The organism is Pseudomonas sp. SCB32 (assembly GCF_009189165.1).
Lineage (GTDB): Bacteria > Pseudomonadota > Gammaproteobacteria > Pseudomonadales > Pseudomonadaceae > Pseudomonas.
This window is the reverse complement of record NZ_CP045118.1, coordinates 3,367,354-3,393,662: the sequence shown is the minus strand read 5'-3', so window position 1 is coordinate 3,393,662 and position 26,309 is coordinate 3,367,354. Positions and strand designations below refer to the sequence as shown.

Genomic DNA, 26,309 nt, shown 5'->3' with positions numbered 1-26,309 from the left:
CGAGGGCGACGACCAGGGTCGAGCAAAGAAGAGAGCGCTTTGGGAGACGTCGCTGAAGACGTCCATCCTCGCGCGCGGCAAGCCCCGGAGGGCGGTCGCAGAGGCAGATGTCCGGCAACTGGTAGGGCGCTTCGCTAACGTCGCGGCGATGTACAACGTGTCGCTTTCCTAGCTGAACCAGCGAGCCGTTTCGGCCCAGCCATGACTGGCCCGGTGTACAGGTTGGAGAGTGTGGCGCGCTACCGATGCGTCGCCACTACTCGGTTGAAATTGCAGCCGCGGCTCTAAGCGAGCGATGTTTCGTGGATATAGAAGGTATTGGTGGTGGGGCCGTCCATGGGAACTATGGATGCCGTCGTCGGATCGTATTTCCTCGGTAGGTAGCCCAGTGAATTCAGAAGCTGCGTGACATTCGCCCAGTCCGAGTTTTCCACGAGAATGGTGGGGTGATACTTGTGGATCGTCTCGCGAAGGCCTTCCAGTACCAGCGCCTCTGCACCTTCCACGTCCACCTTGATGATGTCTGGTGAGAGCTGCAACAGGTCTCCTTTTCTGATGCGACATTCAATTTTCTCGAGCTTCGAAAGTCCGCCGCGCTCTTCGAATTTCTCCTTTACCCAAGGGAGTTCGTAGTAATCGATCTTGATGGATGACTCTTCTAGATAGGGCGTCTCGCCGGAGTACGGCACGTTCAGTTCGAACGTCCCTTCTATGTTGCTCAAGCCAAAGCCATGAACTGAATTGGTGCCAGGAAGGGCTTGTGACACTTCAGTGAGGCTGGGCAGTAGCAGAGGGTTGGCTTCGAACGAGTGAATCACTGCATCCGGGAAGAGGACGCGAAGGGAGACAATGCTTTGTCCCAGGTTGGCACCGATGTCCAGTATCGTTCTTGGGCTGCGTTGGAGCAGGGGAAGACCGTTGAAGTCGACGTCATGGATCTGTTGTAGATTCCAACGATGCAGCACAGCATTCTTAAGCTCGTCAAGATGCATAGCACGTTCCTTCGGCTGGCAGGTACTTCTTGTAAGAAGCTTCTGACAATAGGTCAGTTCTATTTCAGAGTAAATACAATGGCGCCGGCCCTTCGGTTGGAGGTTGCGGTCGTTGGATAGGTTGTGGTAGTCGGGGGGATCTCCGAGGCGCTAGTGGCCTCATTTTGTCGGTGAAGGGCCTTTCCCTGCATGCGTCAGCGGCGTGAGAGTTGAAACCCCCCATTGTCCTGCCTCAGAATTCGGGTGTTCAGAATTCCGGTGGGGGCTGTATGAAAATCTTAAACGCGCAAAATTCGCTCAGGCAGTACCTGGAGCAGGTCAGCGATAAGCTGATCACCATTGTCTCGGCCTCCGCCAGTGAAACCGAGTCGCTGGTCGAGACCCTGGTGGAGAACGGCAACAAGGTCGATCTGCTGGTCGGCACCATCAACTCCTTCTCGTCGCCGGAGTTCATCGATTTCTGCGTGCGCGACACCGACGCGAACGTGACCCTGCACGTGGACTTCCGCGCGCAGAACAGCGTGCACTGGAAGCTGATCCTGGTCGAACCGGACGTTGTGATCCTTGGCAGCGCCAACTTCACCGAGATTGGCCTGAGCCTGACCCGTGACACCTGCACCGTCATCCAGGATGCCGCGCTGTACGCCGACTACCAGGCACGCGTGGCTGCGATCAAGGCGATCGATGGGGTGATGCTCGGCGAGGACAACCCGGCCTTTGACGAGGCGCTGGAGGAGTACCGCCAGAGCCATCGCCGCATGCAGGCGAGCCTGGCGCGCGGTGCGCAGTACCTGGACGGCGAGAGCTGGTTGGGTGACGAGACCAACCAGAGTATCCCGCTGTTCATCTGGTACAGCGATCATTCCGATGATTCCGAGGAAAAGGCCGAGGCTTTCCTGCGGGCCAGCAGTGATGGCGTGGACTGGGACGACGTGCGCGAGTTCTTCACCTACGAATGCGCCGAGGGCGTGCTGCCCTACGAAGAGGGCGACATGGTGCTGACTGCGCGCTGCAACGGCACGCACATCGGCTTCTACACCTTCGACCGCATCCTCTACCGCAACGGCACCTACTACATCTACTCGTACCGCAAGAAGCGCTACACCCAGCCGTTCAAGCTGGAAGAGGCGAAGGACCGCCTGAAGGAATCGATTCCGGAGTGGTACGAGGAAATGCGTACCTCGCTCAACCGCCACGACATCAACAGCGTGGTGCGCTGAGTCCCGCCGTTCATCGGTTGGCGCTGCTGCGGGCCTTGGCCCTGCGGCAGGCGCCTGGGCTTCTTCGTGGCCGGCATGCTGATCCTGCTGCTGTGCCTGCTTATCCCGCGTCTGTCACTGACGCCCCTGAGCCCGTCGCGTTTACGCAGCCGTCGCGGCCTGGAATGAAAAACGCCCCGTGGCATCGCTGCCACGGGGCATTGCACATCAAGCGTCGGTCAATGCATCAGAAGATGCTGATCGGGTACTCGACGAATACGCGGACTTCGTTGCCGTCGTCGTTGTAGGCGCGGGCGTCGTTGGACACGCGCAGCCAGGAGCCGCGCAGCTTGACCGACAGGTCCTTGGCCGGGCCGCTGGGTACCACGTACTTCAGCTGGTTGAAGATTTCGCGCTCTTTGCCGTTGCTGGTGTCGGCGGTCTTGATGTTGTCGCCGTAGACGTAGGCCACGGTGTAGCTCAGGCCGGGCACGCCGTACTCGGAGAAGTCCAGGCTGTAGCTGCCTTGCCAGGAACGTTCGTCCTCGCCGTTGAAGTCGGACCAGTAGGAGTTGGCCAGCCAGATGGTGGTACCGCCGTCGCCGATGTAGTCGCCGCTCTGGTAGCCGCCGTACAGGTAGCCGGTATCGCCGTTGTTGCGCTGGTGGGCGACCATGAAGGTGTGTACGCCAATGTTGTACGTCGCCGCCAGGCTCCAGATGGTGTTGTCGCGGTTGCCGCTGTTGAACTCGTCGGCCCAGTCCTTGTTCAGCTTGGTCTTGTAGCCGTTGAAATCGAAGGTCACCGACTCGCGATCCGCCATCGGGATGACATAGTTCAGGTTCATGTACTGCTTACGGGCAACGTCTTCGTTGTCCTGGGCGTACAGGGCGCCGCTGAAGTTGTTGGTGAACTTGTAGCTGCCGCCGTAGACGTCGATGCGCTTCAGGCCGCCGCTGTCATGGCCTTCCGCACTCTTGCGGACTTCCGAGGTGAAGCGGCCGACGTTCAGCTCCAGGCCTTCGATCTCCTTGGAGGTGACCAGGGTGCCGGAGAAGGTTTCCGGCAGCAGGCGGGAGTTGTCGTAGCTGAGTACCGGCAGGGCCGGCATCTGGTCGCCGTACTTGATCACGGTGTTGGAGACGCGGGCTTTCACCGCGCCGCCGGCGCGGGCGAGGTCGCTGGCCGGGTTGCCGTCGCCGTCGACCTTGAAGAAGTCGATGCCCGGAGCGCCAGCGCGCTGGCCGTTCTTGTCCAGGTTGAGGGCGTACATGCCGAAGACATCGGTGCCGAAGCCAACGGTGCCCTGGGTGAAGCCGGAGGTGAAGGTCGCGGTGGCGGCCTGGCCCCATTCGGACTTGTCGTCACGGCCGTGCTTGTAGTCGCGGTACATGTAGCCATTGCGGAAGAACAGGTCGAGGTGACCGTCCTCGACGAAGCCCTTGGCGGTGGACTGGTCGTCGGCCAGGGCCGCGGTGGACGCGAGAATGCCCAGCGCGAGCAGGCTGATGCGGTGGTGCAGCATGGTGTATCCCTTGTGCTAATGGTGCAGTGCCGACAAGACGAAAAAGGCGTCCCGCCCCGGTGTGTGTCACCAGGGAAGTGGCGTCTTGTTCTGGCTGGTTCTTTTGGTTGTAGTCGGCCTCTTGCAGGCCGCAGCGGCGCGATGATAGCAGGGGGTCGAAACTTTTCGGACTTGATACGACCAAGGTTGACCTTGCTGCTGGTCCTCAGGCAGGAGCATTTTCCCCGGCATGGGTGATACCCCGCCTGTCCGGGCTCGGCCAGTCGGGCTGCGCGTGCGCGCCCCCGACGGGTTCAGCGAGTGCTGTGCGCCCTTGGCGCCAGGCTCAATGACGGAACGAGCGCTGGTACAGCACCAGGCTGAGTGCGAGTCCGCTGAGTGCCGCCAGCGCGGCGAAGAGGAAGATCGAGCCGAAGCCGAAGACCCCGGCGATGGCCCCCACCAATGGGCCGGTGATGCCCAGTGACACGTCGATGAACAGCGAATAGGCGCCCAGTGCAGCGCCACGGTTGGAGGCAGGCACCAGGCCGACGGCTTCTACGCCCAGGGCTGGGAACACCAGGGAGAAGCCGAATCCGCTCAGCGCCGCGCCGGCCAGTGCCAGCCAGGGGGAGGGTGCCAGCCAAAGGAGCGTCAGGCCGAGGCTTTCCACTGACAGGCAGACGATGGCGACGCGGAAGCCGCCGTGTCGGTTGATCGCCTGGGCGAACAGCAGGCGCGCACCGATAAAGCAGCCGCCGAAGGCCGTCAGGCAATACACCGCGTCGGTCCAGCCGCGGCTGCCGTAATACAGCGTGATGAAGGTGGCGATGGTGCCGAAGCCGATGCCGCCCAGGGCCAATCCCATACCGTGGGGAAGCACGCGGCCGAGAACATGGTGGAAGGGCATCCGCTCGCCGTGCACCAGTGCCGCCGGACGCTTCGGCCAGGCCAGCGCGAAGCCCAGGGCCGCCAGCAGGATGATGCTCAGGCCCATGCTGGCCAGGCCCAGGTGCTGGACCATCAGCACCCCGAGCGGCGCGCCGACCGCCAGCGCGCCGTAGCTGGCGATACCGTTCCAGGAAATCACCTTGGCGGTGTGCGGCGCGCCGACCCGGTCGATACCCCAACTGATAGACGCACTGCCCACCAGGCTTTCCGAGGTGCCCAGTACCAGTCGCGCCAGCATCAGAATCGCCAGGCTGAGCCAGGGCACGCCTTGGGTTGCCCAGGAGGCGAGCATCAGCGCACCGCTGCCGGCGCAGCCGGCCATGCCGTAGAGCACCGCGCGCTTGGGGCCGAGAGTGTCGATCACCCGCCCGGCATAGGGGCGGGTGAGGAGGGTGGCGAGGTACTGGATGCTGATCACCAGACCGGCCAGCACCGAGCCGAAGCCCAGGTCGGTGTGCACGTAGCCGGGCAGCACCGCCAGCGGAATGCCGATGGTCAGGTAGGCAAGGAAGGTGAAGAGGACGACGGAAACCACCTGCAGGGTGGTGGCGGCGCTGGAGCGGGATTCGGCGGGCATGTGCAGCTTTGGATCGGAACGGCGGGTGGGTAAGACATGATGGACCCGCCCAGGCGTGTAGGAAAGAAAGCTAACGAACTACCTTGAGGATGTATGAGTGCCGTTCTTTCCGGAGGCTGTTTTTATAGGACCGAGGGGGACGCCCAGTCCTTGCTCGCGAACCTGGCTCCGCAGCGGGGCATTGTTCGCGAGCAAGCTCGCTCCTACAGGGAATGCGCCGGATGTGTCGTGCAAACCGGTCGAAGAGGCTCTCGTAGGACGAAGAGGTAGGTGGTGGGCCGAGCGTAGGGCGTATAAAGCCCCGCGTTATACGCCGATTGGCCTCAGGTCCGTCGGAACAGCGTCGGGTAATCGAGCACCAGCCCGTCATCGTCTACGGTCAGCAGTGCCTGGAAATTCGTGCCTTCGAGGTTTTCGTAGAGGTAATGCCGCGCATCCACCCGCGTATAGCCCTGGCGCATGCGCACCGGCTTCAGCTTCGGGGCTTCCAGGTAGACCACGGCCAGTTCCACGCGCTGGCCGTCTTCCAGATTCAGACGGCGGATCGGGAAGGTATTGGTGAAGGGCGTGGGCCAGATGTCGATATCCAGACAACCCTCCAGCTCGCCCAGCGTTTCGCCTTCGGCCGTGCGCCAGTGGCCTTCGCCATCGGTCAGCAGGTGAAGCTGACGCACGCCACGGCTGCTCTCGACGGCAAAGCGCGCCTCGCGCAGCCGCCAGTGGTCATCCCACTTGAGTTCATAGTCCAGCTGATAGGACGGGCCGCCGCCTTCGTCGATGGCGCGCAGTTGGCTTTGCGCATTGCCGTCGCCCAGTTGCAGCGACTCCCAGCTGGCGTTCGGCGAGTGCCAGAGACCTTCCCAGCTCAAGGTCTTCATAGTACGTCGTCCAGCAGCAGGCCCAGGCGTTGCCGCTTGGGCAGGCGGGCCACCACCAGTTGGTGCGAGCGGGTCAGGGCCTCGCGCAGTTCAGCCTCGCCCATGGGGTAGGGGCGCTGCATGGCGACCCAGAAGGCCCGCGCCAGATAGGGGGCCGGGCGGATGCCGGGGCGGTCCACATAGCCCAGGAACAGCTCCGGGCCGACCTTGAAGGCCAGGCCGCCGGCACCTTCGTCGAGAAAGTCGAGGATGGCGAACATCTTGTTGCCCGCCACCGAGAACACGCGGTTGCTGCCCCACTTGATGTCCTCGCGGGCGCCGGGCAGTTGCAGGCAGAAACGGGCGATCTGTTGTGGGGTCATACCGGGCTCAGTCGCGGAAATAGACTTCGACCAGATGGTAGCCGAACTGGCTCTTCACCGGACCGTGCACTACGCCGACGGGTTTCTTGAAAATCACCTGGTCAATGCTGCGCACCATCTGCCCCGGGCGGACTTCCCCCAGGTCGCCGCCGCGCTTGCCGGAGGCGCAGGTGGAGTGCTTGCGCGCCAGCGCGGCGAAATCCTCGCCACGGGCCAGGCGCTGCTTGATCTGCTCGGCTTCGGCGGCGGTCTTGACCAGGATATGGCGGGCCATGGCGACGGGCATAGGTATTACCTCGGAAAGTCAGGCGGGATGGGCATTGTACGGGAGCGGTGACGTACGTCGCATTTTTCAGGGGGTGGCATTGTGCCTTACTTGGCCGCTGCCTAGAGTCGAAGGAAAATTCCGATACCGAAGGCGTCGTTGAATCGGACGACGCCCCTCACCTCTCCTTGCGAACGGATGCAGTTCTTATGGATATCCAGTCGATGCTGAAGATCCTGGCCACCCAGGATGGTTCCGACCTCTACCTTTCCACCGGCGCGCCGCCCTGTGCCAAGTTCAACGGGGTCCTCAAGCCGCTGTCCAACGAACCGCTCAAGAGCGGTGACGTGGCGCGCATCGGCTACGGCCTGATGGATGAGGAGCAGCGTGCCGATTTTGAGCGCGAACTGGAGATGAACCTGGCCATTTCGGTGCAGGGCGTGGGCCGTTTCCGTATCAACCTGTTCAAGCAGCGCAACGAAGTGTCCATCGTGGCGCGTAACATCAAGCTGGACATTCCGCTGTTCGAAGACCTGAAGTTGCCGGAAGTGCTGCTCAAGGTCGTCATGGAGAAGCGCGGCCTGGTGCTCTTCGTCGGCGGTACCGGCTCGGGCAAGTCCACTTCCCTGGCGGCGCTGATCGACCACCGCAACCGCAACAGCGGCGGCCACATCATCACCATCGAAGACCCGATCGAGTACGTGCACCGGCACCGCAAGTCGATCATCAACCAGCGCGAAGTGGGCGTGGACACCCGCAGCTTCCATGCCGCGCTGAAGAACACCCTGCGCCAGGCGCCGGATGTGATCCTGATCGGCGAGATCCGCGACCGCGAGACCATGGAGCACGCCCTGGCCTTCGCCGACACCGGCCACCTGGCGATCTCCACCTTGCACGCCAACAACGCCAACCAGGCGCTGGACCGCATCATCAACTTCTTCCCCGAGGAGCGCCGGCCGCAACTGCTCAACGACCTGGGCAACAACCTCAAGGCCTTCGTTTCCCAGCGCCTGGTACGCACCCAGGACGGCAAGCGTCGCGCCGCGGTGGAAGTGCTGCTGGGCACGGCGACCATCAGCGACATCATCAAGCGCGGTGACTTCAGCTCGATCAAGGAAATCATGGACAAGTCCCGCGCCCTGGGCATGCAGACCTTCGACCAGGCGCTGTTCGACCTGGCGGTGGAAGGGGCGATCAGTGAAGACGAAGCGGTGAAGAACGCCGACTCGGCGAACAACCTGCGTCTGAAACTCAAGCTCTACAAGGACAACCCGGCCATGGTGACCAACTCCGCGGCAGCTGCCGCCCCCGCGCCGGCGTCCGTTGCTGCGGCGGCTCCGGTGACGGAAGCCTCCAGCTGGGGGTTGGAGCTGGCACTGGAAGAGATCGAGGCCGAGGACGCGGAGAGCAAGCAGGCCGGGCAATAGGTCGCGCTCCGTCGATGAAGAGCCCCGGCATGCCGGGGCTTTCTTTTGTGCCCTGTGCGGGGACAACGGTCTTTGAAAGGTTCGCAGGATGGCGTAGGGCGAAACGGTACCCGTCCAGGCGGATAACGCTGCACCTTGATTCCGTATGAAAAGCACACCCTGCGAAGTGCAAAGGCATCGCGGACGGAGTCCGCTCCTACAGGTAACGAGGCACGCGTTGCTCTCGTAGGAGCAACTGTCGTCTACCGGGTTAATCCCTGCCTGCGCTTCCCCTCACCCCAGCCTCAGCTTTGGCATCCTGCGTCGCTCTACCTCCTGCATCCATGCCGTCGTCTCCCAGAGGGTCAGGGTGAGGGGCCTTTGATCTTGCAGGAGCGGACTCCGTCCGCGATGGGATTCCCGATTCCGCCTATTTACCCCGCCTGATTGCCAGCTTTGTGATCTGACTCGGCACCCCTGGTACCACGAAAGTCTGCGTATAACTCGGAGCGTCATAGGCCCTACGCCAGCACGGCGCGGTGGGTGAGGGGCGAGGTCGTGGGTGCTTCCGGCGTACTTCTTGGGTAGTCTGTCGTGCCCGTTTCCACCAGCCACACGCCCAAGCCGATGAGTACCCCGCAATCGCCGTTGTCCGGCGCCCACCAGCCGCTGAAGGGCATCCTGCTCATCGTCCTGGCCACCTTCCTGTTCTCCAGCCATGACGCGCTCTCCAAGTACCTGGCCGGCATCTACCCGATCGTCATGGTGGTCTGGGCGCGCTACGTGGTGCATACGCTGCTGATGGCCGGCATCTTCCTGCCGCGTTCGGGCCTGGGCGTATTGCGTACCCGTCATCCGCTGTTGCAGGCCGCGCGGGCGCTGTGCCTGCTGGGCACCAGTTTCTTCTTCACCACGGGGCTGCAGTACATCCCGCTGGCCGAGGCGACCTCGGTGAACTTCCTCTCGCCGCTGCTGGTAACCGCGTTGTCCGTACCGCTGCTGGGTGAGCGGGTCAGCCGGGGCCAGTGGGCGGCGGTGGTCGTCGGCTTCATCGGCGTGCTGATCATCGTCCACCCCGGTGGCGCGCTGTTCACCCCGGCGGTGTTGCTGCCGTTCTGTTCGGCCTTGTGCTTCAGCTGCTACCAGCTGCTGACGCGCCATCTCAGCCGGGTGGACAGCGCCACCACCAGCAACTTCTTCGCTGGGCTGTTCAATACCCTGATCGTCAGCGCCCTGGTGCCGTTCTTCTGGCAGTGGCCAAGTCCGGGGCACGCGTTGCTGATGCTGGCGCTGGGCACCTGCGGGATGACCGCGCACCTGGCCCTGACCCAAGCCTTCCGCCATGCCGCGCCGGCGCTGCTGGCGCCGTTCAGCTACTGCCAGATCATCTTCGCCGGGTTGCTGGGCCTGGTGGTCTTCGGTCACGCGCCGGAGCCTTCGGCGCTGCTGGGGATTGCCGTGATCTGCGGCAGCGGGCTGGCGGCGGCCTGGCTGCAGAGCCGCAAGGGGTAGGGCGGGCACAAGCCCTGTAGGAGCGGGCCATGCCCGCGATCGCGGACAAGGTCCTCTCCTACGAAAGCTCTCCATTGCCAGCCTTACCCGCCGCCTGCGACGTTCCTGCGCTCGGGCATTCGCGGGCATGGCCCGCTCCTACAAAAAGCCGGCGCTACTCGATCTCGAACAACCCATGCCGGATCGGCCCCACCGACAACCGCTGGCGCACGTCGTCATCGATGCGCGGATCATCCGGCTGGTACAGCTTGACCTGGCGGTAGGCGCTGATCCGGTTGATCTCCGGCCCCAGGTATTCCCATACCACGCGGGTGCACGCCGGGGTGCGGCGGTCGCCGCTGGAGACCCCCGTCTTCAGCCCGTTCAGGCGGTTGATGCGGCTCTTGAAACTGGGGATGAGGATGGTCTGGCTCATCTCGTTGACCGTGAGCGACTCGTAGTCCATCAGGAACACCCGGTCCTGCAGCTGGAAGGCCGCACCCAGGTAGCGGCAGCGGACCCAGTCCTCGGCCTGCACGTCGGTGCTGCTGGAGCGCTCCTGGCGTTCCTGGCGCTCGAAGAGGAAATTGCCGTCCTCCTCGTACAGGTGCACCAGCGACAGCAGGATCGAGCCGGGCACCGACATGCAGTTGGAGTATTCGAAGTAGTAGCCGCAGTAGCGCGACAGGTTGCCCGCGTGGTCGCGCAGCGGGCGGAGCATTTCCAGCAGAGGATCGCCGCGCTGGATGTTGGCCTGGGACGTGCCGCGCGCACCGATCAGGCGGGCGAACTGTTCGGGCGGCAATTGCAGCTCGTAATCCTCGACGCCGAAGAAATCCCCAATTCTCTTGAGGTTGTACGCGGTGGGCTGGCTCTGCCCGCCGAGGTACTTGTTGAACTGCGCGCGGTTGATCGCGAGCTTCCGGCAAACCTCCGAGATAGAGCGGTAGTGGCTGCACAGGAGCTTCAGGTTGGGGCCGAGGTTTTCGGACATGGGGCTTAGTTCAGGCTGATGCGACTGGCGCAATTATAGCGTCAGGTAGCATCAACTCGGAACAAGCCGCGAAATTGTTTCGACAGGCTTCGAGCGCAACCATGCGCCCCCAGTGAGCGGGCCAGCCCCAGGTCCGTGCTCCCACAATAACAATCGAGGCCCCAACACATGCTCGACGCGATCAACGATTTCCTCTCCGGGAAAGTCCTCATCGTCCTCATCGTCGGACTCGGCGCGTATTTCACCATTCGCTCCCGCTTCGTCCAGTTCCGCCATTTCGGCCACATGTTCGGTGTGTTCAAGGAATCGATCCGCGGCCAGGCTGGCCAACTGAGCTCCTTCCAGGCCCTGATGCTGTCGCTCGCCGGCCGCGTGGGCGCCGGTAACATCGCCGGTGTCGGCATCGCCGTGACCCTGGGTGGTCCGGGTGCCGTGTTCTGGATGTGGGTCACCGCGCTGGTGGGCATGTCCAGCAGCTTCTTCGAATGCACCCTGGCCCAGGTCTACAAGCGCAGCGACGGCGACGGCTTGTACCGTGGCGGCCCGGCCTACTACATCCAGCACGGCCTGAAGCTGCGCTGGATGGCCATGACCTTCGCGGTCCTGCTGCTGGTCACCTACGGCTTCGCCTTCAACGGCCTGCAAGCCTTCACCGTGACCCACTCGCTGCAGAACGCCTTCCACATCCCGGTGCTGTACTCCGGCATCGGCCTGGCCGTGCTGCTGGCCATCGTGTTCTTCGGCGGCATCCAGCGCATCGCGGCCGTGTCCGACCTGCTGGTGCCGGTCAAGACCCTCGCCTACATCGCCGTGACCCTGTACGTGATCGTCACCCAGATCGAGCTGGTGCCGGACATGCTGACCACCATCGTGAAGAGCGCATTCGGCCTTGAGCCGGCCTTCGCCGGCCTGCTGGGCAGCGCCATCGTGATGGGCGTGAAGCGTGGCGTGTTCGCCAACGAAGCGGGCCTGGGCAGTGCGCCGAACGTGGCCGCCGTCGCCGCCGTGCGTCACCCGGCGTCCCAGGGCGTGGTCCAGGCGTTCAGCGTGTTCCTCGACACCTTCGTCATCTGCACCTGCACCGCGCTGCTGATCCTGCTTTCGGGCTTCTACACCCCCGGCTTCGAAGGCGACGGCATCACCCTGACCCAGAACTCGCTGGCCGCCGTGGTCGGTGACTGGGGCCGCATTTTCGTCAGCGTCGCGCTGTCGCTGTTCGTGTTCACCTGCATCACCTACAACTACTACCTCGGCGAGAACGCCCTGCAGTTCATCGTCGGCCGTAGCCGCACCGCGCTGATCGCCTTCCGCGTACTGGTGCTGGGCCTGATCCTCTGGGGCTCGATGCAGAACCTGGGCACCGTGTTCGCCTTCGCCGACATCACCATGACCTGCCTGGCCTTCGTCAACCTGGTGGCCCTGGCGATGCTGATCAAGACCGGCCTGCGCGTGATGCGCGACTACGACGAGCAGCGCGCCGCCGGCATCGAGCGTCCGGTGTTCGACGCCAGCAAGTTCGCCGACCTGGACATCGACCACGATGCCTGGCGCGACGCCCACAAGGTCAACGCCACCGCTCCGGCCCACGGCAGCCTGCCGGCCCAGGGCTGAAAGCCATCCGACCCTGATCCTCGGACCAAGGTCTGATACGCAAGGCCGGGACTTCTCCCGGCCTTGCGGTTTATCCTCAGATTTTTCCTGCAAGGGCACTGGCATGCGTTGCGTGAAGAACCTTTTCGTCCTCTATACCGGTGGCACCATCGGCATGCTGCAGACCGCCGAAGGCCTGGCGCCGGCCGGCGGCTTCGAGGCGCGGATGCGTGAGCAGCTGAAGGGCCGGGACGCGATCAGCCTTGCCTGGCGCTTCGCTGAACTGCAGCCGCTGCTCGACAGTGCCAACATGACCCAGACCAACTGGCTGGCCATGCGCGACGCGATTGTCTCGGCGGTGGAGCAGGGCCGCCATGACGGCGTGCTGGTGCTGCATGGCACCGACACCCTGGCCTATAGCGCGGCTGCGTTGTCCTTCCTGTTGCTCGGCCTGGACGTGCCCGTCGTGCTGACTGGCTCCATGCAGCCCATGGACGCGCCCGGCAGCGATGCCTGCGGCAATCTCCATGGTGCGCTGGCGACCCTGCAGGCCGGCGTGCCGGAGGGTGTCTGGCTGTACTTCAACGGCGAGCTGATGCACGGCGCCCGCGTCACCAAGCTGCGCAGCGAGGCCTTCGACGCCTTCGCCGTACTGCCGCGCGAACGCCACGGCGAGCGTGCCGAATCGCTTCCCGCTGCACTGGATTACCGCCACCCGCGCCAAAGCGTGAATCTCGCCGTGCTGCCGCTGTTCCCCGGCCTGCGCGCCGAACACTTGCGCGCGCTGCTGGGCAGCGGCGTGCAGGCGCTGCTGCTGGAGTGCTACGGCAGCGGTACCGGCCCTTCGGACAACGAGGAGCTGCTGGCCGCGCTGCGCGAGGCCCATGCCCGTGGCGTAGTGCTGGCGGCGATCAGTCAGTGCCCGCAGGGGCATGTGGCTTTCGATATCTATGCCGCTGGCAGTCGCTTGCGTGATGCGGGGCTGGTTTCCGGTGGCGGCATGACCCGCGAGGCTGCGCTGGGCAAGCTGTTCAGCCTGCTGGGCAGTGGCTTGGCTCCATCCGAGGTGGAGCGTCTGTTCACCCTCGACCTGTGCGGCGAGCGCGTCTACGGCTGATCCGTGGCGCGCCTCCACTCCCGGGGACGCACGAACCTGTAGGAGCAACTGTCTTTTGGGCTCCCGCGTTCGCGGGAGTGACGATGTCGTGCACCGCGCTCCGCAATCGTCTTCCCCGCGAACGCGGGGACCCAGAAACAATGTAGGAGCGGGCCATGCCCGCGATGGGCGGACAACGTCCGCCCCTGTCCGGTCAGGCCGCGCTAAAACCCCACCATCTCCCCCACAACCCCCGCGCGCGGATCATCACTGCGGCTCACCACCGCATAGTTGTACCCGCCCTGGCTCCAGTAGCGCGTCAGCAGCTCGCCGTCGGTGCGCTGCCCCTGCGGCAGCATTTCGTGGCGCGGGCCCGGTGGACGGATGAAGAAGGTCAGGCGGCGGCCCTGGCCGTCCTCGTAGATCACCAGCGCCGCCGCGCCCTGTTCGGTGGCGAGCAGGCGCGCGCCGACGGTCTTCAGTCCGACCCGATCCAGTGCCGGCGGCGGCGGGGCGTCCTTCAGGTAATGGGCCAGCCAATTGCGCAGGTCGCCGCCGTCGTGCAGGTCGAGGCCGTTCTGACCGACATCGGCGAACAGCCGGTAAGCCTGCACCGCGTCCTGCATCGGCACCGAGCTGCGCGCCAGGCTGTCGCTGCGCATTTGCCAGCCGCCCATCCCGCCAACGCCCAGCGCGATCAGCACGGCCGCCGCGGTTGCCAGCCGCGAGCGCCGCCGCTGCAGCAGGTTTCGGCGAATCCGCGTCGGATCGAGCTGCTCGGGCAGCCTTCCACGCCCCTGGCCGGCATAGGCCGCACGCAGCTGCTGGGCATCCTGCCGCCAACCTTCCACGCGCCGGGCGTCCTCCGCATGGCTCGCGAGCCAGGCTTCCACCCATTGGCGGCGCGCCGGGTCGAGCTGGTCATCGAGGTAGGCGTGCAGATCATGCTCGTCGGGAATGCATTCGTTCATTTCAGTACCCGCAATGTGGGAGTCGCCGCCTGTCCTTCGCTCAGTGCGCGCAATGCCTGGCGCGCGCGCGACAGGCGGGACATGACGGTGCCCAGGGGAATATCCAGGGCCTGTGCCACCTCGCGGTAGCTCAAGCCCTCGACGCTGACCAACGCCAATAGCGCCCGCTGCTCGGCGGGCAGGCGCTCGAAGGCTTCCAGGGTCGAGCGGGCGCTGACGATGTCCTCAGGCGAGGCGCTTACCGCGCTGTCCGCGCCGAACAGGCTGAGCAGGCGCGCGTAGCGCCTTGCGCGGCGCTGCCCGTCGATGAAGTGGCGGTAGAGGATCGAGAACAGCCAGGCGCGCAGGTCGCCGTCCGCGCGCCGGCCGGTCCAGGCCGACAGCGCCTTTTCCAGGGTGGCCTGGACCAGGTCGTCGGCGCTGCTCGCGCTGCGGGTCAGCGAGAGCGCGAAGCGCCGCAGTCGGGGCAGCAGTTCGCGAAGTGAGTGATCGTCCAGTGAGTGCATCGCAACGTCGGCATGGGTGGATTCGAGCGGTAAGGACGAACGCCCTGGCGATCTATTCCCGCCCGGGCGAAAAAATATTTTGCGCGGGCCTCGGGAATAACCCGTTCTGCGGTGCGTCGTACCGGCTCAACGCATTCAGCCTAAGCCTGAGGAGCTGGAAATGACAGAAACTCCGCCCAACGCAGCCCTGCGCCTGGCCGCCATCGGCGCCGTGGTGCTCGGCGTGGCCGCCGTCTTCGCCTACACGGCCGGTTGGCTCGACCCCCAGCGACTCACCCCGGCCAAGGTGATCGACACCCTGGAAGCCAACGGCGGCGTCCACCCCGGCTACCGGCGCAACCACGCCAAGGGCCTGTGCGTGATCGGTCATTTCGAGAGCAACGGCGGTGCCGCCGCACTGTCGCGAGCCAGCGTCTTCGCGCCGGGCAACGTGCCCGTGGTGGGGCGCCTGGCTATTCCCGGTGGCAACCCGGCGGCCAGTGACGGCGCCGCGCCGATCCGCAGTCTCGCGCTGCGCTTCCTGCCGAAGGACGGCCAGGAATGGCGCACCGGCATGAATGCCATGCCGGTCTTCGTGGTACGCGATGTCGCCAGCTTCTACGACCTGCAGAAGGCAACGGCCCCGCAACCCGGCACCGGCAAGCCTGACCCGGAAAAGGCCGGCGCCTTCTTCAAGGCCCATCCGGAAACCCAGGCCTTCCGTGACTGGGCGAAATCCTCCACACCGTCCTCCAGCTACGCCAATAGCGCCTACTACGGCCTCAATGCCTTCTACCTGGTGGACCGGGACGGTCGCGAGCACCCGGTGCGCTGGTCCGTGCAGCCCGTCGCGCCCTACGAACCGCTGGCGGCGGACAAGCGCGGCGAGGCCAACTTCCTCAACGCGGAGCTGACCCAGCGCCTCGCTGCCGGTCCGCTGCGCTGGCGCTTGCAACTCACCCTCGGTGAACCCGGCGACAGCACCGCCGATGCTACCCAGGCCTGGCCGAAGGAGCGCCGGCAGGTGGACGCCGGTGAGCTGGTGATCGAACGCCTGCAACCGGAAATCGGCGGCGACTGCCGCGACATCAACTACGACCCGCTGATCCTCCCCGACGGCATTCGCGCCTCCGACGACCCGCTGCTCAGCGCCCGCTCGGCCGCCTACTCGGAATCCTTCAATCGCCGCACCCGTGAGCAGGCCCAGGAGAACAACTGATGAAGCCAACCTACTTCCCGCTCTCCCTGCGCGTGCTCCACTGGCTGATGGCGCCCCTGGTGCTGGCCATGCTGCTGATCGGCCTGGGCATGGTCGCCAGCGTCTCCCCGCGTCACGCCGCGCTGGTGGCCATCCACAAACCGCTCGGTGCCGCGCTGCTGGTGCTCGTGCTGCTGCGCATCGTCGTGCGCCTTACCCATAGCGTCCCGCCGCTGCCCGGCGACATGCCCGGCTGGCAACGCAGCGCCGCGCACCTTTCGCACTTGCTGCTCTACGGCCTGTTGCTGGTCCAGCCCCTGGTCGGCTGGACCATGCAGTCCGCCGGCGGCTACCCGGTGGTGCTCTGGGGCGGCTTCGAACTGCCCGCGCTGGTCTCGCCTTCGGTGCAATTGCACACGATTCTGCGCGGCGCCCACAGCGTGATCGCCTACGCCCTGCTGCTCACCATCCTCCTGCACCTCGCCGCCGCGCTGTTCCACGGACTCATCCGCCGCGATGCAGTCCTGCCCAGCATGACCGGCGCGCCCATGCCTCCCGACCCGACCGGAGAACGGCCATGAGAACACTGATCGCACTGGGTTGCTTCACCTTCACCTGCGCGGCGCTTGCCGCACAGGATGTCCCGCCCGCGCAGGACTACCACTTCGGCCAGACACTCGACATCAAGCGCGTGGTGCAGCCGGCGGACCTGAGCTTCTGCGGCATTCGTGAAGTGGAAATGGTCTACGAAGACAGCGCCGGGCAGCTGCATCGCCTGCGCTACCCGGTGTGGGGGCTGTTCTGCGCCAACGAGAACTGAGTCGTTGCCGTTCAGGCAGCCTTGCGCTTGCCGGCAAGGATGAGCGCAATGCCGCCCAGCACCGCCAGGGTCGACAGACCCAGGCGCAGGGTCAGGTGTTCGCCCAGCAGCAGCGCGCCGCCGAGCGCCGTGAACGCCGGCACGCTGAGTTGTACCGACGCGGCCTGGAGCGCGCCCAGGCCCGTCAATGCGCTGTACCAGATGGCATAGCCGACGCCCGATGCCAGTGCGCCGGAGAGCACCGCGTAGATCGACCCGTGCAGGTCGAGGTCGAGTTTCATCGACAGCGCCAGGCTCATCGCGACGGCCAGTGGCACGCTGCGCAGGAAGTTGCCGGTGGTGGCCGCCAGCGGATCGCCGCCCCGTCGACCGCGCAGGCTGTAGAGCGCCCAGGCGAGGCCGGCGAGGATCATCAGCGCCGCACTGCCCACCGGCGGCGCACTGGCTCCTGGCAACAGCAGCACGACGATGCCGCCCAGCGCCAGGGCCAGCCCCGGCAACTGCCAGCCGTGCAGCCGCTCGCCGTTCAGGTAGCCCGCCACCAGCATTCCCACCTGCACCGCGCCGAACAACAGCAGCGCTCCGCTGGCCGCACTCATCTGCACATAGGCCAGGGAAAAGGCCGCGGCATAGACGAACAGCGCACAGGCACTGCGCCAGTCGCCACCCGGGCGCCAGCCGCCGTCGCGCAGGCGCAGCAGAATGGCGAGGGTGATCGCCCCGGAAACCAGGCGCAGCCCGGTGAAACTGGCGGCGTCGATACTTGTCTCGCGCAAGGCGAGGCGGCACAGCAGGGAATTGCCGGCGAAGGCCAGCATGGCGAGCAACGTCAGCAGCAGATAGCGGGGTTGAGGCATGGGCGTCCTGGCTCGCGGAGTCGCGTCGCGTGCGCCGGGGCCGGCTGAGTTGTGCTGGTGGCGGCCCCGATTATTGTTCTTCGGTGCCGTGCAGAGTGCCATGAAACAGCGGGTGAGGGGATGTGGAGGAAGGTCGTATGCAGCCCGGCCGTTGGGACGATTTTTGTTGCCGGCGGAAAAACCACCAGCCACCCGGAGGTGGCTGGCAGTCCGCTACTTCGAGATTAAGCCAGCGCCTCCGCCACCGGAGCGGCCGCACGCTTGTTCACCATCCGCTGCAGCAGGCCGGAAACCACCACGCCCACCACCGCCAGGATGCTCATCAGGCTGAACACGTAGGTGTAGCCCTGTTCACCCGGATAATGGTCGAGCAGCGAGCCGTAGATGATGTAGGCGAACATGCCTGGCGCGTAGCCGATCAGGCAGCCGATACCGAAGGCCGAGCCGGTGATGCGCGAGGGGATGCCCACTTCGCTCATCGGCGCCCAGAACACCCCGCGCATCGTGAACACCACAAGGGCGAAGGACAGGGTGGCGGCCATGCCAGCGTAGATGTAGCTCTCGCCGTGGGGGATGCTGAGGATCACCAGCATCAGCGGCAGCAGCGCGACGAACGCCCACTTCAGGTAACGGCTCGGGCTCTTCAGGCGCTTGTCGGCGACGTAGCCACCCAGCGGGCCGCCCAGCACCTTGAGGAAATACTGGTTGATGATGCCGTAGGCACCGACCAGGGCCACCGGCAGCTGGTACATGTCCTTCAGGTAGGGGATGAAGTAGGTCAGGCCGCAGTAGACGATATAGACCATGAACACGTTCAGGCTGACCAGCCAGATCCCCGGCGTGCGCACCGCTTCCAGCAGGCCGGAGAGGCCCTGGGGTTCGGCCTTGGCAGCGGCGGCGCCGTTGGCCTTGGGGGCTTCGCGCAGCAGGAACAGGGTGAGCGCGCCGACCACGATGTCGATCCCCGAGTAGAACAGGATCGCTGCCTTCAGCCCGGCCGCACCAGAGCCCAGGGCAACGAACACGCCCAGGGCGGAGAAGGCCACCAGTGTGTCGACCACCCCGCGTCCGCCTTCGAGGAAGCCGAACATGCGGCTCTGCTCGTCGTCATTGCCGAGGTTGCGGATTGCCTTGAGCAGCGACGGCCAGAAGATGCAGTCGGCGCAGATCGCCAGCAGGCTGAAGATGATCAGCAGCTGGTTGTAGCCAGGGAAGGTCGCCAGGTACAGACCCAGCCCACCGATACTGATCAGGCCGACGGGGATCAGGCGGCGCGTTTCGAAGCGGTCGGCGAGGAAGCCGCCGACCACGAACAGCGCGGTGGCGACGATGGCGTTGACGCTCAGCAGGGTGCCGATCTGCGTGTGCGTCAGCCCCATGTGTTCCTGCATGGGGATGTAGAAGGCGTCCTTGAGGTTGGCGAGCTTGTAGATGGTGCCGCCGCCCAGGACCAGGACGAGGAAACGGAGCCACTTGGCTTTAGCCTGTGCTGTCATTGTTGTTCTCCACCGTTTACGGATAAGGGTTGGCCGCCTGAGCGGCCGTCGGAATCAGGCGGCGTCGGCCAGGGTCAGTTCGGCCAGCAGGCGGAACTCGCTCAGCAGCCCACGCATATGGCGCACCTGGTTGTTCGCCCAGCGGTGCTCGTCGGCCAGCATGCGTTCCAGGCTGTAGCCCGGCGGCAGCGGCGTTTCGCTCATCTCGCGGTAGGGAATGAAGGGGTCGGCGGCCTCGTCGCTCTGGCGGAAGGCCGGGGCGACGTAGTGGTTCTCCTGCTCGAGGATGAACGCCACCACCTGGGGGGCAGCATCGCCGAGGAGCAGCAGCTCCAGCAGCATCCGCGCGCCGGGCAACTGATCTTCGGCGCTGCCCTGCAGCACGCCGTAATGGCCGAAGCCATTCGCCTCGGGTACCACGCGCACGCCCTTCAGATGCACCTGGCGGATGAAGGGGGCGAGGTGGGCCAGCGCCGGCAGCGGCCGCTCGCAGGCGTTGATCATGTTGCCGAAGTCGAACAGCGCGTTCAGGCGCGGATGCCCGACCTTGCGCAGCAGCGCGGCGATCTCGTCGCTCTTGAGCTCCTCGTGCTGCTCGAAGTCGAAGTTCAGGTCGTGCTGGTCGGCCAGTTGCGCCAGGCGCCGCAGGTCCAGCTCGATCAGGTCCATCACCCGCGACAGGTGACCCTCGTAGCGCGAGTAGACGCGGATATTGCGACTGCCGATGGCCAGGGCCACGGCCACCGCCTGGTCGACGTCCTCGGGGCGGGTGCTGCTGATCTCCACGTGCAGGGCCAGGCCCAGGGCGCGGGCCTTCTCACCGAAGGCGGCCAGTTGCTCGGGAGTCATCTGCGACAGGCTGTTGTGCTCGCCGTCCAGCAGGTGCAGGGAGAGGCCATCCAGCTCGTGGCGGTAGGCGAAGTCGAGCATGTCGCCGGGCGTGACCCGGCCCTGGGTCAGGTTGGTCAGCAGCGGGTAGCCGTGAGCGAACAGGCGCAGGCTGTCGAGACGGTCGAGCAGGCGGCGGGCGAGATCGGGGGTCAGCAGAGGAGGGGGCGTATCTGCGGGCGCGGCGTTACGCGCCAGCAAGTCGGCGAATCGGGCTTGGATAGCATTCATTATTGTCATTCCTGATAGCGACGCCGGGGTGGCCGGCGGTGCTTTTATCGCTCCGGAATGGTGCTATCGCTATAGCCATTATTGTTTTGATCGTATAACCACTTTGTCGGCGGCTCTGTGCCGGCCTCAGAGCGTCCAGCCCATCGCCTTCAGAGCCTGGGCGAATTCCTGCACGCGCCGTCCGGCCTGCTCCTCGGGCACCGCGGCAAAGCCCAGCAGCAGCCCCGGCGGCAGGTAATTACGGATGCAGTAGTCGCGCAGTGCGTAGGTGTACACCTCATGCTCGGCCAGGCCTCGGGCGACGGTGGTGTCGTCGCTGCCCTCGGGCAGCCAGCCGATCAGGTGCAGCCCGGCTTCGGCGGGCGTCGGCGTGATGAAACCGCTGAGCTCGCGCTGCATCGCCTCCAGCACGCTGGCCTGGCGCGCCTGGTAGAGGCTGCGCATGCGGCGGATATGGCCGAGGAAGTGGCCGTCCCGCATGAAGTCCGCCGTGGTCGCCTGGTGCAGCGTCGACGGGCTGCGGTCCATCACCGCGCGGATGGCGCAGAACGGCTCCACCAGCGCCTCCGGCAGGATCACGTAGCCCAGGCGCAACGACGGATAGAGCACCTTGCTGAAGGTGCCGACATAGATCACCCGCTCCCAGGCATCCAGCGCGAACAGCGCCGGCAGCGTGCGGCCCACGTAGCGGAACTCGCTGTCGCAATCGTCCTCGACTATCCAGCCCTGGCTGCGCCTGGCCCAGTCGATCAGTTCCTGCCGGCGCGCATAACTCATGGTGGTGCCCAGCGGGTGCTGCCGCGACGGCGTGGTGAACGCCAGGCGCGCATCCGGCCGCTCGCGCAGGCCCTGCTGCACGTCCAGTCCCTCGTCGTCGATACGCAGCGGCACCATATCGCACCCTTGCGCCTGGAAGGCGATGCGCGCGGCAATATGGCCGGGGTCTTCCATCCACACGCTGTCGCCGGGGTTGAGCAGCAGCATGCCGAGCAGGTTGAACGCCTGCTGCGCGCCGGAGGTGATCACCACCTGATCGATGCTGCATTCGATGCCGCGCGCGTCGAATACATACTCGACGATGGCCTCGCGCAAGCGTTGCAGGCCCTTCAGCTCGCCGTAGCCGAGCGAATCCTTGCTGCCCTTGCGCAGATGGCGGTTCATCAGGCGCTTCCACACCAGCATCGGGAAGGCGTCATAGGCCGGGTGGCTGGGCAGGAAGGAGGTCGGGCAATCCGGCGCCCAGGTGCTGTACGACACCCCGCTGAAATGCTCGCTGCGCAGCGAATGCACCGCCTGGCTCAGGTTCGACAGGCGCGGCGGCTTGCGCGGCGCATCGGCGGCGCTGCGTCCTTCCCATTCGCTGCCGACATAGGTCCCGGCGCCCGTGCGCGAGGCCAGGAAGCCCTCGGCGGTCAGCTGGTCGAAGGCATTGAGCAGCGTGATGCGCGACAGCCCCAGCTCCTTGCACAGGGTCCGCGTCGACGGCAGCCGCGTGCCGCCGGGCAGCCGGCCGGAGAGGATCTGCTTGCGCACCTGCAGGTACAGCTGGCGATAGAGGGGAATCGGGCTCGAGCGATCCAGCTCGATGCCGGTGAGCAGCATGCCGCCGGGCGTTTTCATTCGGGATGTGCCTTGCGCGATAGCCAGACGAGAGGGGCGGATTGTGCCTTGGTGAGCGGGATTGGGGGAGGGTTATTGCCCGCTCAAGCGATTCCCAGGCGTTCTGATCAGCAGTTTCAATCCCAGCGCGATGGTCCAGGAAATAGCGCAGAACAGGCATGCATAAAAGGCGTTGAATATGGGCCAGCTGCCAGCGAGGAGATTTCTCAGTGCGTGGCCCGTGCGATTCGCGGATAGGCCAGCTGCTTCAGCGAAGTCGTCGTAGAACTCATTGCAAGGGAAGAATGAGAAGCTCAAAAGGACGCACGCGGTTGCCGCCATCCAGCAGGCGGTCATGACGCTGGCGCCGTTTCGCTTCCTCTTCAGCGCTTCACTGGTGTATGTGCCAAAGGCCAGCAGGTACAGGACTCCAACCGCTGAGAGCGGGATGCCCAGTGCGAGGGATAACGCCCGGCGATCGTCCAACCAGTAGCCACCGCTGCCGCTGCAGGTTGACGAAAGCAGTTGAGCTCCTGCACTGAAAAGCAACGCAGCGCTATCACTCTCCGGGACCAGCCAGACCAACGAGATGACCAGGAAGTTGGCGATGAAGAGGAGAAATCCGATTCGTCCGATAAGCATGTCGAGTCCTTGGCGGGTCTGAGTCTCGCAGCGATCCTCCGAGGGCCGGGATATCGCCGAGAGGGCCGGAGGATAAGCTCATTTGCCTGTCGGGAAAATGAGCCTGTCCTCAGTCATCCCCTACAGCCACCACCGCAACAGATAGAACGCCCCCATGCTCAGCAGCACGCTGATCAGCACATTGCGCGTCCACAGCACCAGCGCCACGGCGACGATGGCGCCAAGCAGGTAGGGATTGTCCGGCCTCAGATTCAACTGGTGCTCCGGGAGGAACACGATCGGCCCGCAGATCGCGGTGAGCATCCCCGGCACGGCGAAGCCGAGGAACTGTCGCACGTTGCTGCTCAGGCGGATCGGCAGGCGCGGTTCCAGGAACACGTAGCGGTTGAAGAACACGATCAGGCCCATGCCGACGATCACTGCCCAGACCATCATGCGCGCACCCCCGAGAACTTCTGGCAGACGAAACCGGCGAACATCCCCGCCAGCCCCGACAGCACCAGCGCCGAACCCAATTGCCAGTAACTGAACAGCACCGAACAGAACAGCGAAACAGCGACGCAGACCACGGTCGGCACGTTCTTTACCACCGGCGCGATCAGCGCGACGAAGGTGGCGGCGATGGAGAAGTCCAGGCCCAGGTGCTCCAGCCCCGGAATGCTGCTGCCCAGCAGCACGCCGGCGAGGGTGAAGAGGTTCCAGGCAATGTAGAAGGTCAGGCCCACGCCCAGGGCGTACCAGCGGTTAAAGGTCTCGCGGTCGTGGCCGCTGGTGAGGGCGAAGAATTCGTCGGTGAGCAGAAAGCCAAGCCCCGCGCGCCAGCGGCCGGGCAGGCCGGAGATCACTGGGCGCATGGTCATTCCGTAGAGCAGGTGCTGGGAGGTCAGCAGCAGGGTGGTGATCATGATCGAGAAGAACCCGGCGCCACCCTTGAGCATGCCAATGGCCACCAGCTGCGCCGCGCCAGCGAAGACGATGGCGGACAGCCCCTGGCCCTGCAGCGGCGAGAGCCCGGCGTCGATGGCCAGCGAGCCGGCGAGCAGCCCCCAGGGCAGCACCGCCAGGGACAGCGGCGTGATGTCGATGGCGCCCTTGAGGAAGGCGCGGGAGTAAAGCGTGGTCTGGGACATGGCGATTCTTTGCAGTCTTTCGTACTGACAGCGTGGCAGAACCGGGCGCTCGCTGGCTTGAACAATCTTGCTGCACCCGACAATTTCCCTGCCGCAAATGAAAAGGGAAGCCGCTTCAGGCTTCCCTTGGCTGACCCGCCCGCGTCACCGGCTACGAAGCGCTTGGGGACGCGCCGCTCCCAATCGTCTGCGCGCTGCGTGCCTTGCGAATCTTGCGGACCGTTTCCACGAAGGGCGTGACGATCAGGCTGTAGACCGTCAGGTAACGGTCATCGTCCCGCTCCCCGGCGCCGAACTGGATGCGTTCCGGCGTCCGGCTGGTGACGTAGAGCGTGCCGAACATCCAGTCCCACAGCGACAGGTTGATCGCGAAATTCCTGTTGAAGTGCCGGGGCGCATCGCTGTGGTGGATCTGGTGCTGGGCCGGGCTGTTCAGCACGTGCTCGACCACCGGCCCGAAGGACAGCCACACATGGCTGTGCCGCAGGTTCACCGCCAGCGCATTGAAGATGAAGATCAGGTAGGTCACGCCGAACAGCGTGTAACGGCTGACCTCCCCGCCGCAGGCGTACCAGAAAACCCCGGCATAGGCCCCCAGGGCGACGACCCCGGCCAGCTTCCCGGCGAGCTTCTCCACGAAGTGAACGCGGCTGGCCGTGACTGGCACCAGCACCGACGCCGAGTGATGCACCTTGTGGAACGCCCACAGCCAGCGTGAATGGAAGGCGCGGTGGACCCAGTAATTCTTGAAGTCGCTCACCAGGAACACGCCCAGCCCATAGAGCAGCGACAGGCCGAGGTTTTCACCTACCTGCGGGCGCGCGCCCCACAGCCTGGTGAAGAAGGCGATGTAGTCGCCGGAGCTCAGGATATAGGGATCGACCAGGCCGATGATCGGCACCAGCACCGCCGCATGCAGGATGCCCCGCACGAAGTAGTAGCGGTAATCCAGCAACGCCGAAGGATGGAAATGCACCCGGTTGCCACCCAGGAACTGCCAGAACGACCATGCCTCTGTCAGCCCGCGATACTTTCTGAAGCGGAACAGGCCATAGGCGACGGCGTAGGAGAGGAAGATGAACAGCGCACCGACGCGTCCATTCAGGTCGAAAAGACCGGCGAAGCGATGGACGACAGGATCGATCACCAGCTCGGTCAGGTGGCCAAGGAGAAACGCAAGATCACCCATGACGAGCGAGGCTTCGGCGCAGGGCAGGGGATTGGAGAAGGGAATGGGCCGGCAGAGCGGCGCAACCTGCGATCAGGGGGAGGAATTTCATGGACTTTCTCTTGTTCTTGGATCGGCCAACCGGCTGGGCCGGGGCCCTGACGATGCAACCCGTGGGCGGCGCCTATGGGGCAGCCTTGCATCGTCATCAGCATGGGACGCGATGGTAGTTGTAAATAATTCTTAATGTCAAAAGTGGAGCGGGAGGGGCTGGTCGATTCGACAGGGTGGGAGGCGCGGCGTCCGCTCGATTTCGCCCATGAGTGTGAAAGGCGAGACCGAGCTGCTGGCGCTGGACATCGGTGGCACCACCGCCAAGTGCTCGCTGATCCACGAAGGCAGTGTCGAGATCAGCAACGACTATGTGATCGAGAAGACCCCGACCAGTTCCGGCTACCCGATCATGACCCCGGTGGTCGACATCGTCGAAATCGGCAACGGCGGCGGCAGCGTCGCCTGGGTCGACGCCGCCGGCAGCCTGCGGGTCGGCCCGCAGAGCGCCGGTTCCACGCCCGGTCCGGTGGCCTACGGGCGCGGCGGGCGGGCGCCGACCACCACCGACGCCAACCTGTTCACCGGGCGCATCAACCCGCGGCGCTTCGCCAATGGCGAGATCGAGCCGGACCTCGACGGCGTGGAGCGGGCCTTCGCCGAACTGGGCGAGCGCCTCGGGGTTTCCGCCGGGCTGATGGCCCACGGCGTGCTGCAGATCGCCAACGCCAACATGGTCAACGCGCTCAAGCTGATCTCGGTGAATCGTGGCTACGACCCGCGCGACTTCGCCCTGATGGCCTTCGGCGGCGGCGGTGCATTGCACGCTACCGCGCTGGCTGCCGAACTGGGTATTCCGAAGGTGATCATCCCGCCGTTTGCCGGGGTGTTCTCCGCCTGGGGCATGCTCATGCTCGATGTCCGCCGCGACTACATCCAGACCCACCTGCAGGTGCTCGACGAAGCCGTCCTGGCCGAGCTGGAACAGGCCTTCCAGGCGCTGCAGGAAAGCGCCGAGGCCGAGTTCGCCGGCGACGGCCTGGCTCGCCAGAGCCTTCGCTTCGAGTGGCAACTGGACGCCCGCTACCTGGGCCAGGAGCACACGGTGAAGATCCCCCTGCAAAGCCGAAACCTGGACGAAGTGCTGGAGACCTTCCACGAGCGCCATCGGCAGAACTACACCTTCCGCCTGGACGGCGCGGTGGAGGTGGTCAACCTGCACTTGGTGGCATTCGCCGAGGTGCCCAAGTCGCCCATCGCGACGGCGAGCGCCTGGTCGAGTTCGAGCCCGGCCAGGCGCTGTCGACGCCGATCTATCAGCGCGAGGCGCTGCTGGCTGGCATGCGCTTCGCGGGTCCGGCCATCATCGAGGAAGCCACCACCACCAGCGTGGTGCGCCCGGGCGACAGCGTCGAGGTCGACGCCTACGGTGGCCTTCACATTCATATTCAGGCACAGGAGGCATGAT

At 65.1% G+C, this 26,309-nt stretch carries 26 protein-coding genes and 1 pseudogene; 10 read left to right on the top strand and 17 right to left on the bottom strand.

Annotation, left to right across the window (positions count from 1 at the left end):
- Positions 1-284 precede the first annotated feature (284 nt).
- Complete coding sequence (locus GA645_RS15575; RefSeq protein WP_152223919.1) at positions 285-992, bottom strand: FkbM family methyltransferase; 708 nt, start codon at positions 990-992, stop codon at positions 285-287.
- 269 nt (positions 993-1,261) lie between these two features.
- Here GA645_RS15575 and GA645_RS15570 point away from each other — a divergent pair, with 269 nt between their 5' ends.
- Positions 1,262-2,212, top strand: a complete 951-nt coding sequence (locus GA645_RS15570; protein WP_152223918.1) for a phospholipase D family protein — start codon at positions 1,262-1,264, stop codon at positions 2,210-2,212.
- Between the two features lie 226 nt (positions 2,213-2,438).
- Here the strand turns inward: GA645_RS15570 and GA645_RS15565 are convergent, their stop codons facing one another.
- The 5 genes from GA645_RS15565 to GA645_RS15545 all read right to left on the bottom strand — a co-directional run bounded on the left by GA645_RS15565 (position 2,439) and on the right by GA645_RS15545 (position 6,749).
- Complete coding sequence (locus tag GA645_RS15565) at positions 2,439-3,716, bottom strand: OprD family porin (RefSeq protein WP_152223917.1); 1,278 nt, start codon at positions 3,714-3,716, stop codon at positions 2,439-2,441.
- Positions 3,717-4,041: 325 nt separating this feature from the next.
- Complete coding sequence (locus GA645_RS15560) at positions 4,042-5,223, bottom strand: MFS transporter (protein ID WP_152223916.1); 1,182 nt, start codon at positions 5,221-5,223, stop codon at positions 4,042-4,044.
- Positions 5,224-5,546: 323 nt separating this feature from the next.
- Positions 5,547-6,101 carry a putative glycolipid-binding domain-containing protein gene (locus GA645_RS15555; protein ID WP_152223915.1) on the bottom strand — a complete coding sequence of 185 codons (555 nt, stop codon included), beginning with the start codon at positions 6,099-6,101 and terminating at the stop codon, positions 5,547-5,549.
- Positions 6,098-6,463, bottom strand: coding sequence for an MmcQ/YjbR family DNA-binding protein (locus tag GA645_RS15550; RefSeq protein WP_152223914.1), 366 nt, complete (start codon positions 6,461-6,463; stop codon positions 6,098-6,100). The genes GA645_RS15555 and GA645_RS15550 overlap by 4 nt, the downstream gene beginning before the upstream one ends.
- A 7-nt stretch (positions 6,464-6,470) precedes the next feature.
- Positions 6,471-6,749: a peptidylprolyl isomerase gene (locus GA645_RS15545; RefSeq protein ID WP_152223913.1), complete on the bottom strand. Its 279-nt coding sequence runs from the start codon at positions 6,747-6,749 to the stop codon at positions 6,471-6,473.
- Positions 6,750-6,937: 188 nt separating this feature from the next.
- Here GA645_RS15545 and GA645_RS15540 point away from each other — a divergent pair, with 188 nt between their 5' ends.
- Positions 6,938-8,155, top strand: coding sequence for a PilT/PilU family type 4a pilus ATPase (locus GA645_RS15540; protein WP_152223912.1), 1,218 nt, complete (start codon positions 6,938-6,940; stop codon positions 8,153-8,155).
- 606 nt (positions 8,156-8,761) lie between these two features.
- Positions 8,762-9,646: a DMT family transporter gene (locus GA645_RS15530; RefSeq protein ID WP_152228124.1), complete on the top strand. Its 885-nt coding sequence runs from the start codon at positions 8,762-8,764 to the stop codon at positions 9,644-9,646.
- A gap of 154 nt (positions 9,647-9,800) precedes the next feature.
- On the opposite strand, the gene GA645_RS15525 is transcribed toward GA645_RS15530, so the two are convergent.
- A complete protein-coding gene (locus tag GA645_RS15525; RefSeq protein WP_152223911.1) occupies positions 9,801-10,619 on the bottom strand; it encodes a helix-turn-helix transcriptional regulator in 819 nt (272 codons plus the stop codon).
- 168 nt (positions 10,620-10,787) lie between these two features.
- Here GA645_RS15525 and GA645_RS15520 point away from each other — a divergent pair, with 168 nt between their 5' ends.
- Entirely contained in the window at positions 10,788-12,230 is a 1,443-nt protein-coding gene (locus GA645_RS15520; RefSeq protein ID WP_152223910.1) for a sodium:alanine symporter family protein, read from the top strand.
- 103 nt (positions 12,231-12,333) lie between these two features.
- Entirely contained in the window at positions 12,334-13,326 is a 993-nt protein-coding gene (locus GA645_RS15515; protein WP_152223909.1) for an asparaginase, read from the top strand.
- Between the two features lie 203 nt (positions 13,327-13,529).
- Here GA645_RS15515 and GA645_RS15510 read toward each other — a convergent pair whose 3' ends face one another.
- Positions 13,530-14,276 carry an anti-sigma factor gene (locus tag GA645_RS15510; protein WP_152223908.1) on the bottom strand — a complete coding sequence of 249 codons (747 nt, stop codon included), beginning with the start codon at positions 14,274-14,276 and terminating at the stop codon, positions 13,530-13,532.
- Positions 14,273-14,782: a sigma-70 family RNA polymerase sigma factor gene (locus GA645_RS15505; protein ID WP_152223907.1), complete on the bottom strand. Its 510-nt coding sequence runs from the start codon at positions 14,780-14,782 to the stop codon at positions 14,273-14,275. Before GA645_RS15505 ends, GA645_RS15510 begins: the two co-directional genes overlap by 4 nt.
- 160 nt (positions 14,783-14,942) lie before the next feature.
- On the opposite strand from GA645_RS15505, the gene GA645_RS15500 reads away from it, so the two are divergent.
- The 3 genes from GA645_RS15500 to GA645_RS15490 are packed head-to-tail and all read left to right on the top strand — an operon-like array spanning position 14,943 to position 16,779.
- Complete coding sequence (locus GA645_RS15500) at positions 14,943-15,980, top strand: catalase family peroxidase (protein WP_152223906.1); 1,038 nt, start codon at positions 14,943-14,945, stop codon at positions 15,978-15,980.
- On the top strand, positions 15,980-16,540 hold the full coding sequence (locus tag GA645_RS15495; protein WP_152223905.1) for a cytochrome b: 561 nt from the start codon (positions 15,980-15,982) through the stop codon (positions 16,538-16,540). Before GA645_RS15500 ends, GA645_RS15495 begins: the two co-directional genes overlap by 1 nt.
- On the top strand, positions 16,537-16,779 hold the full coding sequence (locus tag GA645_RS15490; protein ID WP_152223904.1) for a DUF2790 domain-containing protein: 243 nt from the start codon (positions 16,537-16,539) through the stop codon (positions 16,777-16,779). The genes GA645_RS15495 and GA645_RS15490 overlap by 4 nt, the downstream gene beginning before the upstream one ends.
- 11 nt (positions 16,780-16,790) lie before the next feature.
- Here the strand turns inward: GA645_RS15490 and GA645_RS15485 are convergent, their stop codons facing one another.
- The 8 genes from GA645_RS15485 to GA645_RS15450 form a co-directional block, all read right to left on the bottom strand.
- Positions 16,791-17,636, bottom strand: a complete 846-nt coding sequence (locus GA645_RS15485) for a DMT family transporter (protein ID WP_152223903.1) — start codon at positions 17,634-17,636, stop codon at positions 16,791-16,793.
- 224 nt (positions 17,637-17,860) lie between these two features.
- A complete protein-coding gene (locus GA645_RS15480; RefSeq protein WP_152223902.1) occupies positions 17,861-19,132 on the bottom strand; it encodes an MFS transporter in 1,272 nt (423 codons plus the stop codon).
- A 54-nt stretch (positions 19,133-19,186) separates the two neighbouring features.
- Positions 19,187-20,254, bottom strand: a complete 1,068-nt coding sequence (locus GA645_RS15475; RefSeq protein ID WP_372239808.1) for a sugar phosphate isomerase/epimerase family protein — start codon at positions 20,252-20,254, stop codon at positions 19,187-19,189.
- A gap of 123 nt (positions 20,255-20,377) precedes the next feature.
- Complete coding sequence (locus GA645_RS15470; RefSeq protein ID WP_152223900.1) at positions 20,378-21,871, bottom strand: PLP-dependent aminotransferase family protein; 1,494 nt, start codon at positions 21,869-21,871, stop codon at positions 20,378-20,380.
- 72 nt (positions 21,872-21,943) lie between these two features.
- A complete protein-coding gene (locus tag GA645_RS15465) occupies positions 21,944-22,492 on the bottom strand; it encodes a hypothetical protein (RefSeq protein WP_152223899.1) in 549 nt (182 codons plus the stop codon).
- A gap of 120 nt (positions 22,493-22,612) precedes the next feature.
- The gene (locus tag GA645_RS15460) at positions 22,613-22,927 is read right to left on the bottom strand and encodes an AzlD domain-containing protein (protein ID WP_152223898.1); all 315 of its coding nucleotides are present in this window, start codon (positions 22,925-22,927) and stop codon (positions 22,613-22,615) included.
- The gene (locus GA645_RS15455; protein ID WP_152223897.1) at positions 22,924-23,622 is read right to left on the bottom strand and encodes an AzlC family ABC transporter permease; all 699 of its coding nucleotides are present in this window, start codon (positions 23,620-23,622) and stop codon (positions 22,924-22,926) included. Before GA645_RS15455 ends, GA645_RS15460 begins: the two co-directional genes overlap by 4 nt.
- A gap of 151 nt (positions 23,623-23,773) precedes the next feature.
- Positions 23,774-24,811, bottom strand: coding sequence for a sterol desaturase family protein (locus GA645_RS15450; RefSeq protein WP_152223896.1), 1,038 nt, complete (start codon positions 24,809-24,811; stop codon positions 23,774-23,776).
- Between the two features lie 298 nt (positions 24,812-25,109).
- On the opposite strand from GA645_RS15450, the pseudogene GA645_RS29060 reads away from it, so the two are divergent.
- Together GA645_RS29060 and GA645_RS29055 are read left to right on the top strand one after the other, a co-directional pair.
- Positions 25,110-25,712 (top strand): annotated as a pseudogene (locus GA645_RS29060) (hydantoinase/oxoprolinase family protein); the annotation flags it as partial.
- A gap of 470 nt (positions 25,713-26,182) precedes the next feature.
- The gene (locus GA645_RS29055; protein ID WP_256676190.1) at positions 26,183-26,308 is read left to right on the top strand and encodes a hypothetical protein; all 126 of its coding nucleotides are present in this window, start codon (positions 26,183-26,185) and stop codon (positions 26,306-26,308) included.
- The last annotated feature ends 1 nt before the right edge of the window (position 26,309 follow it).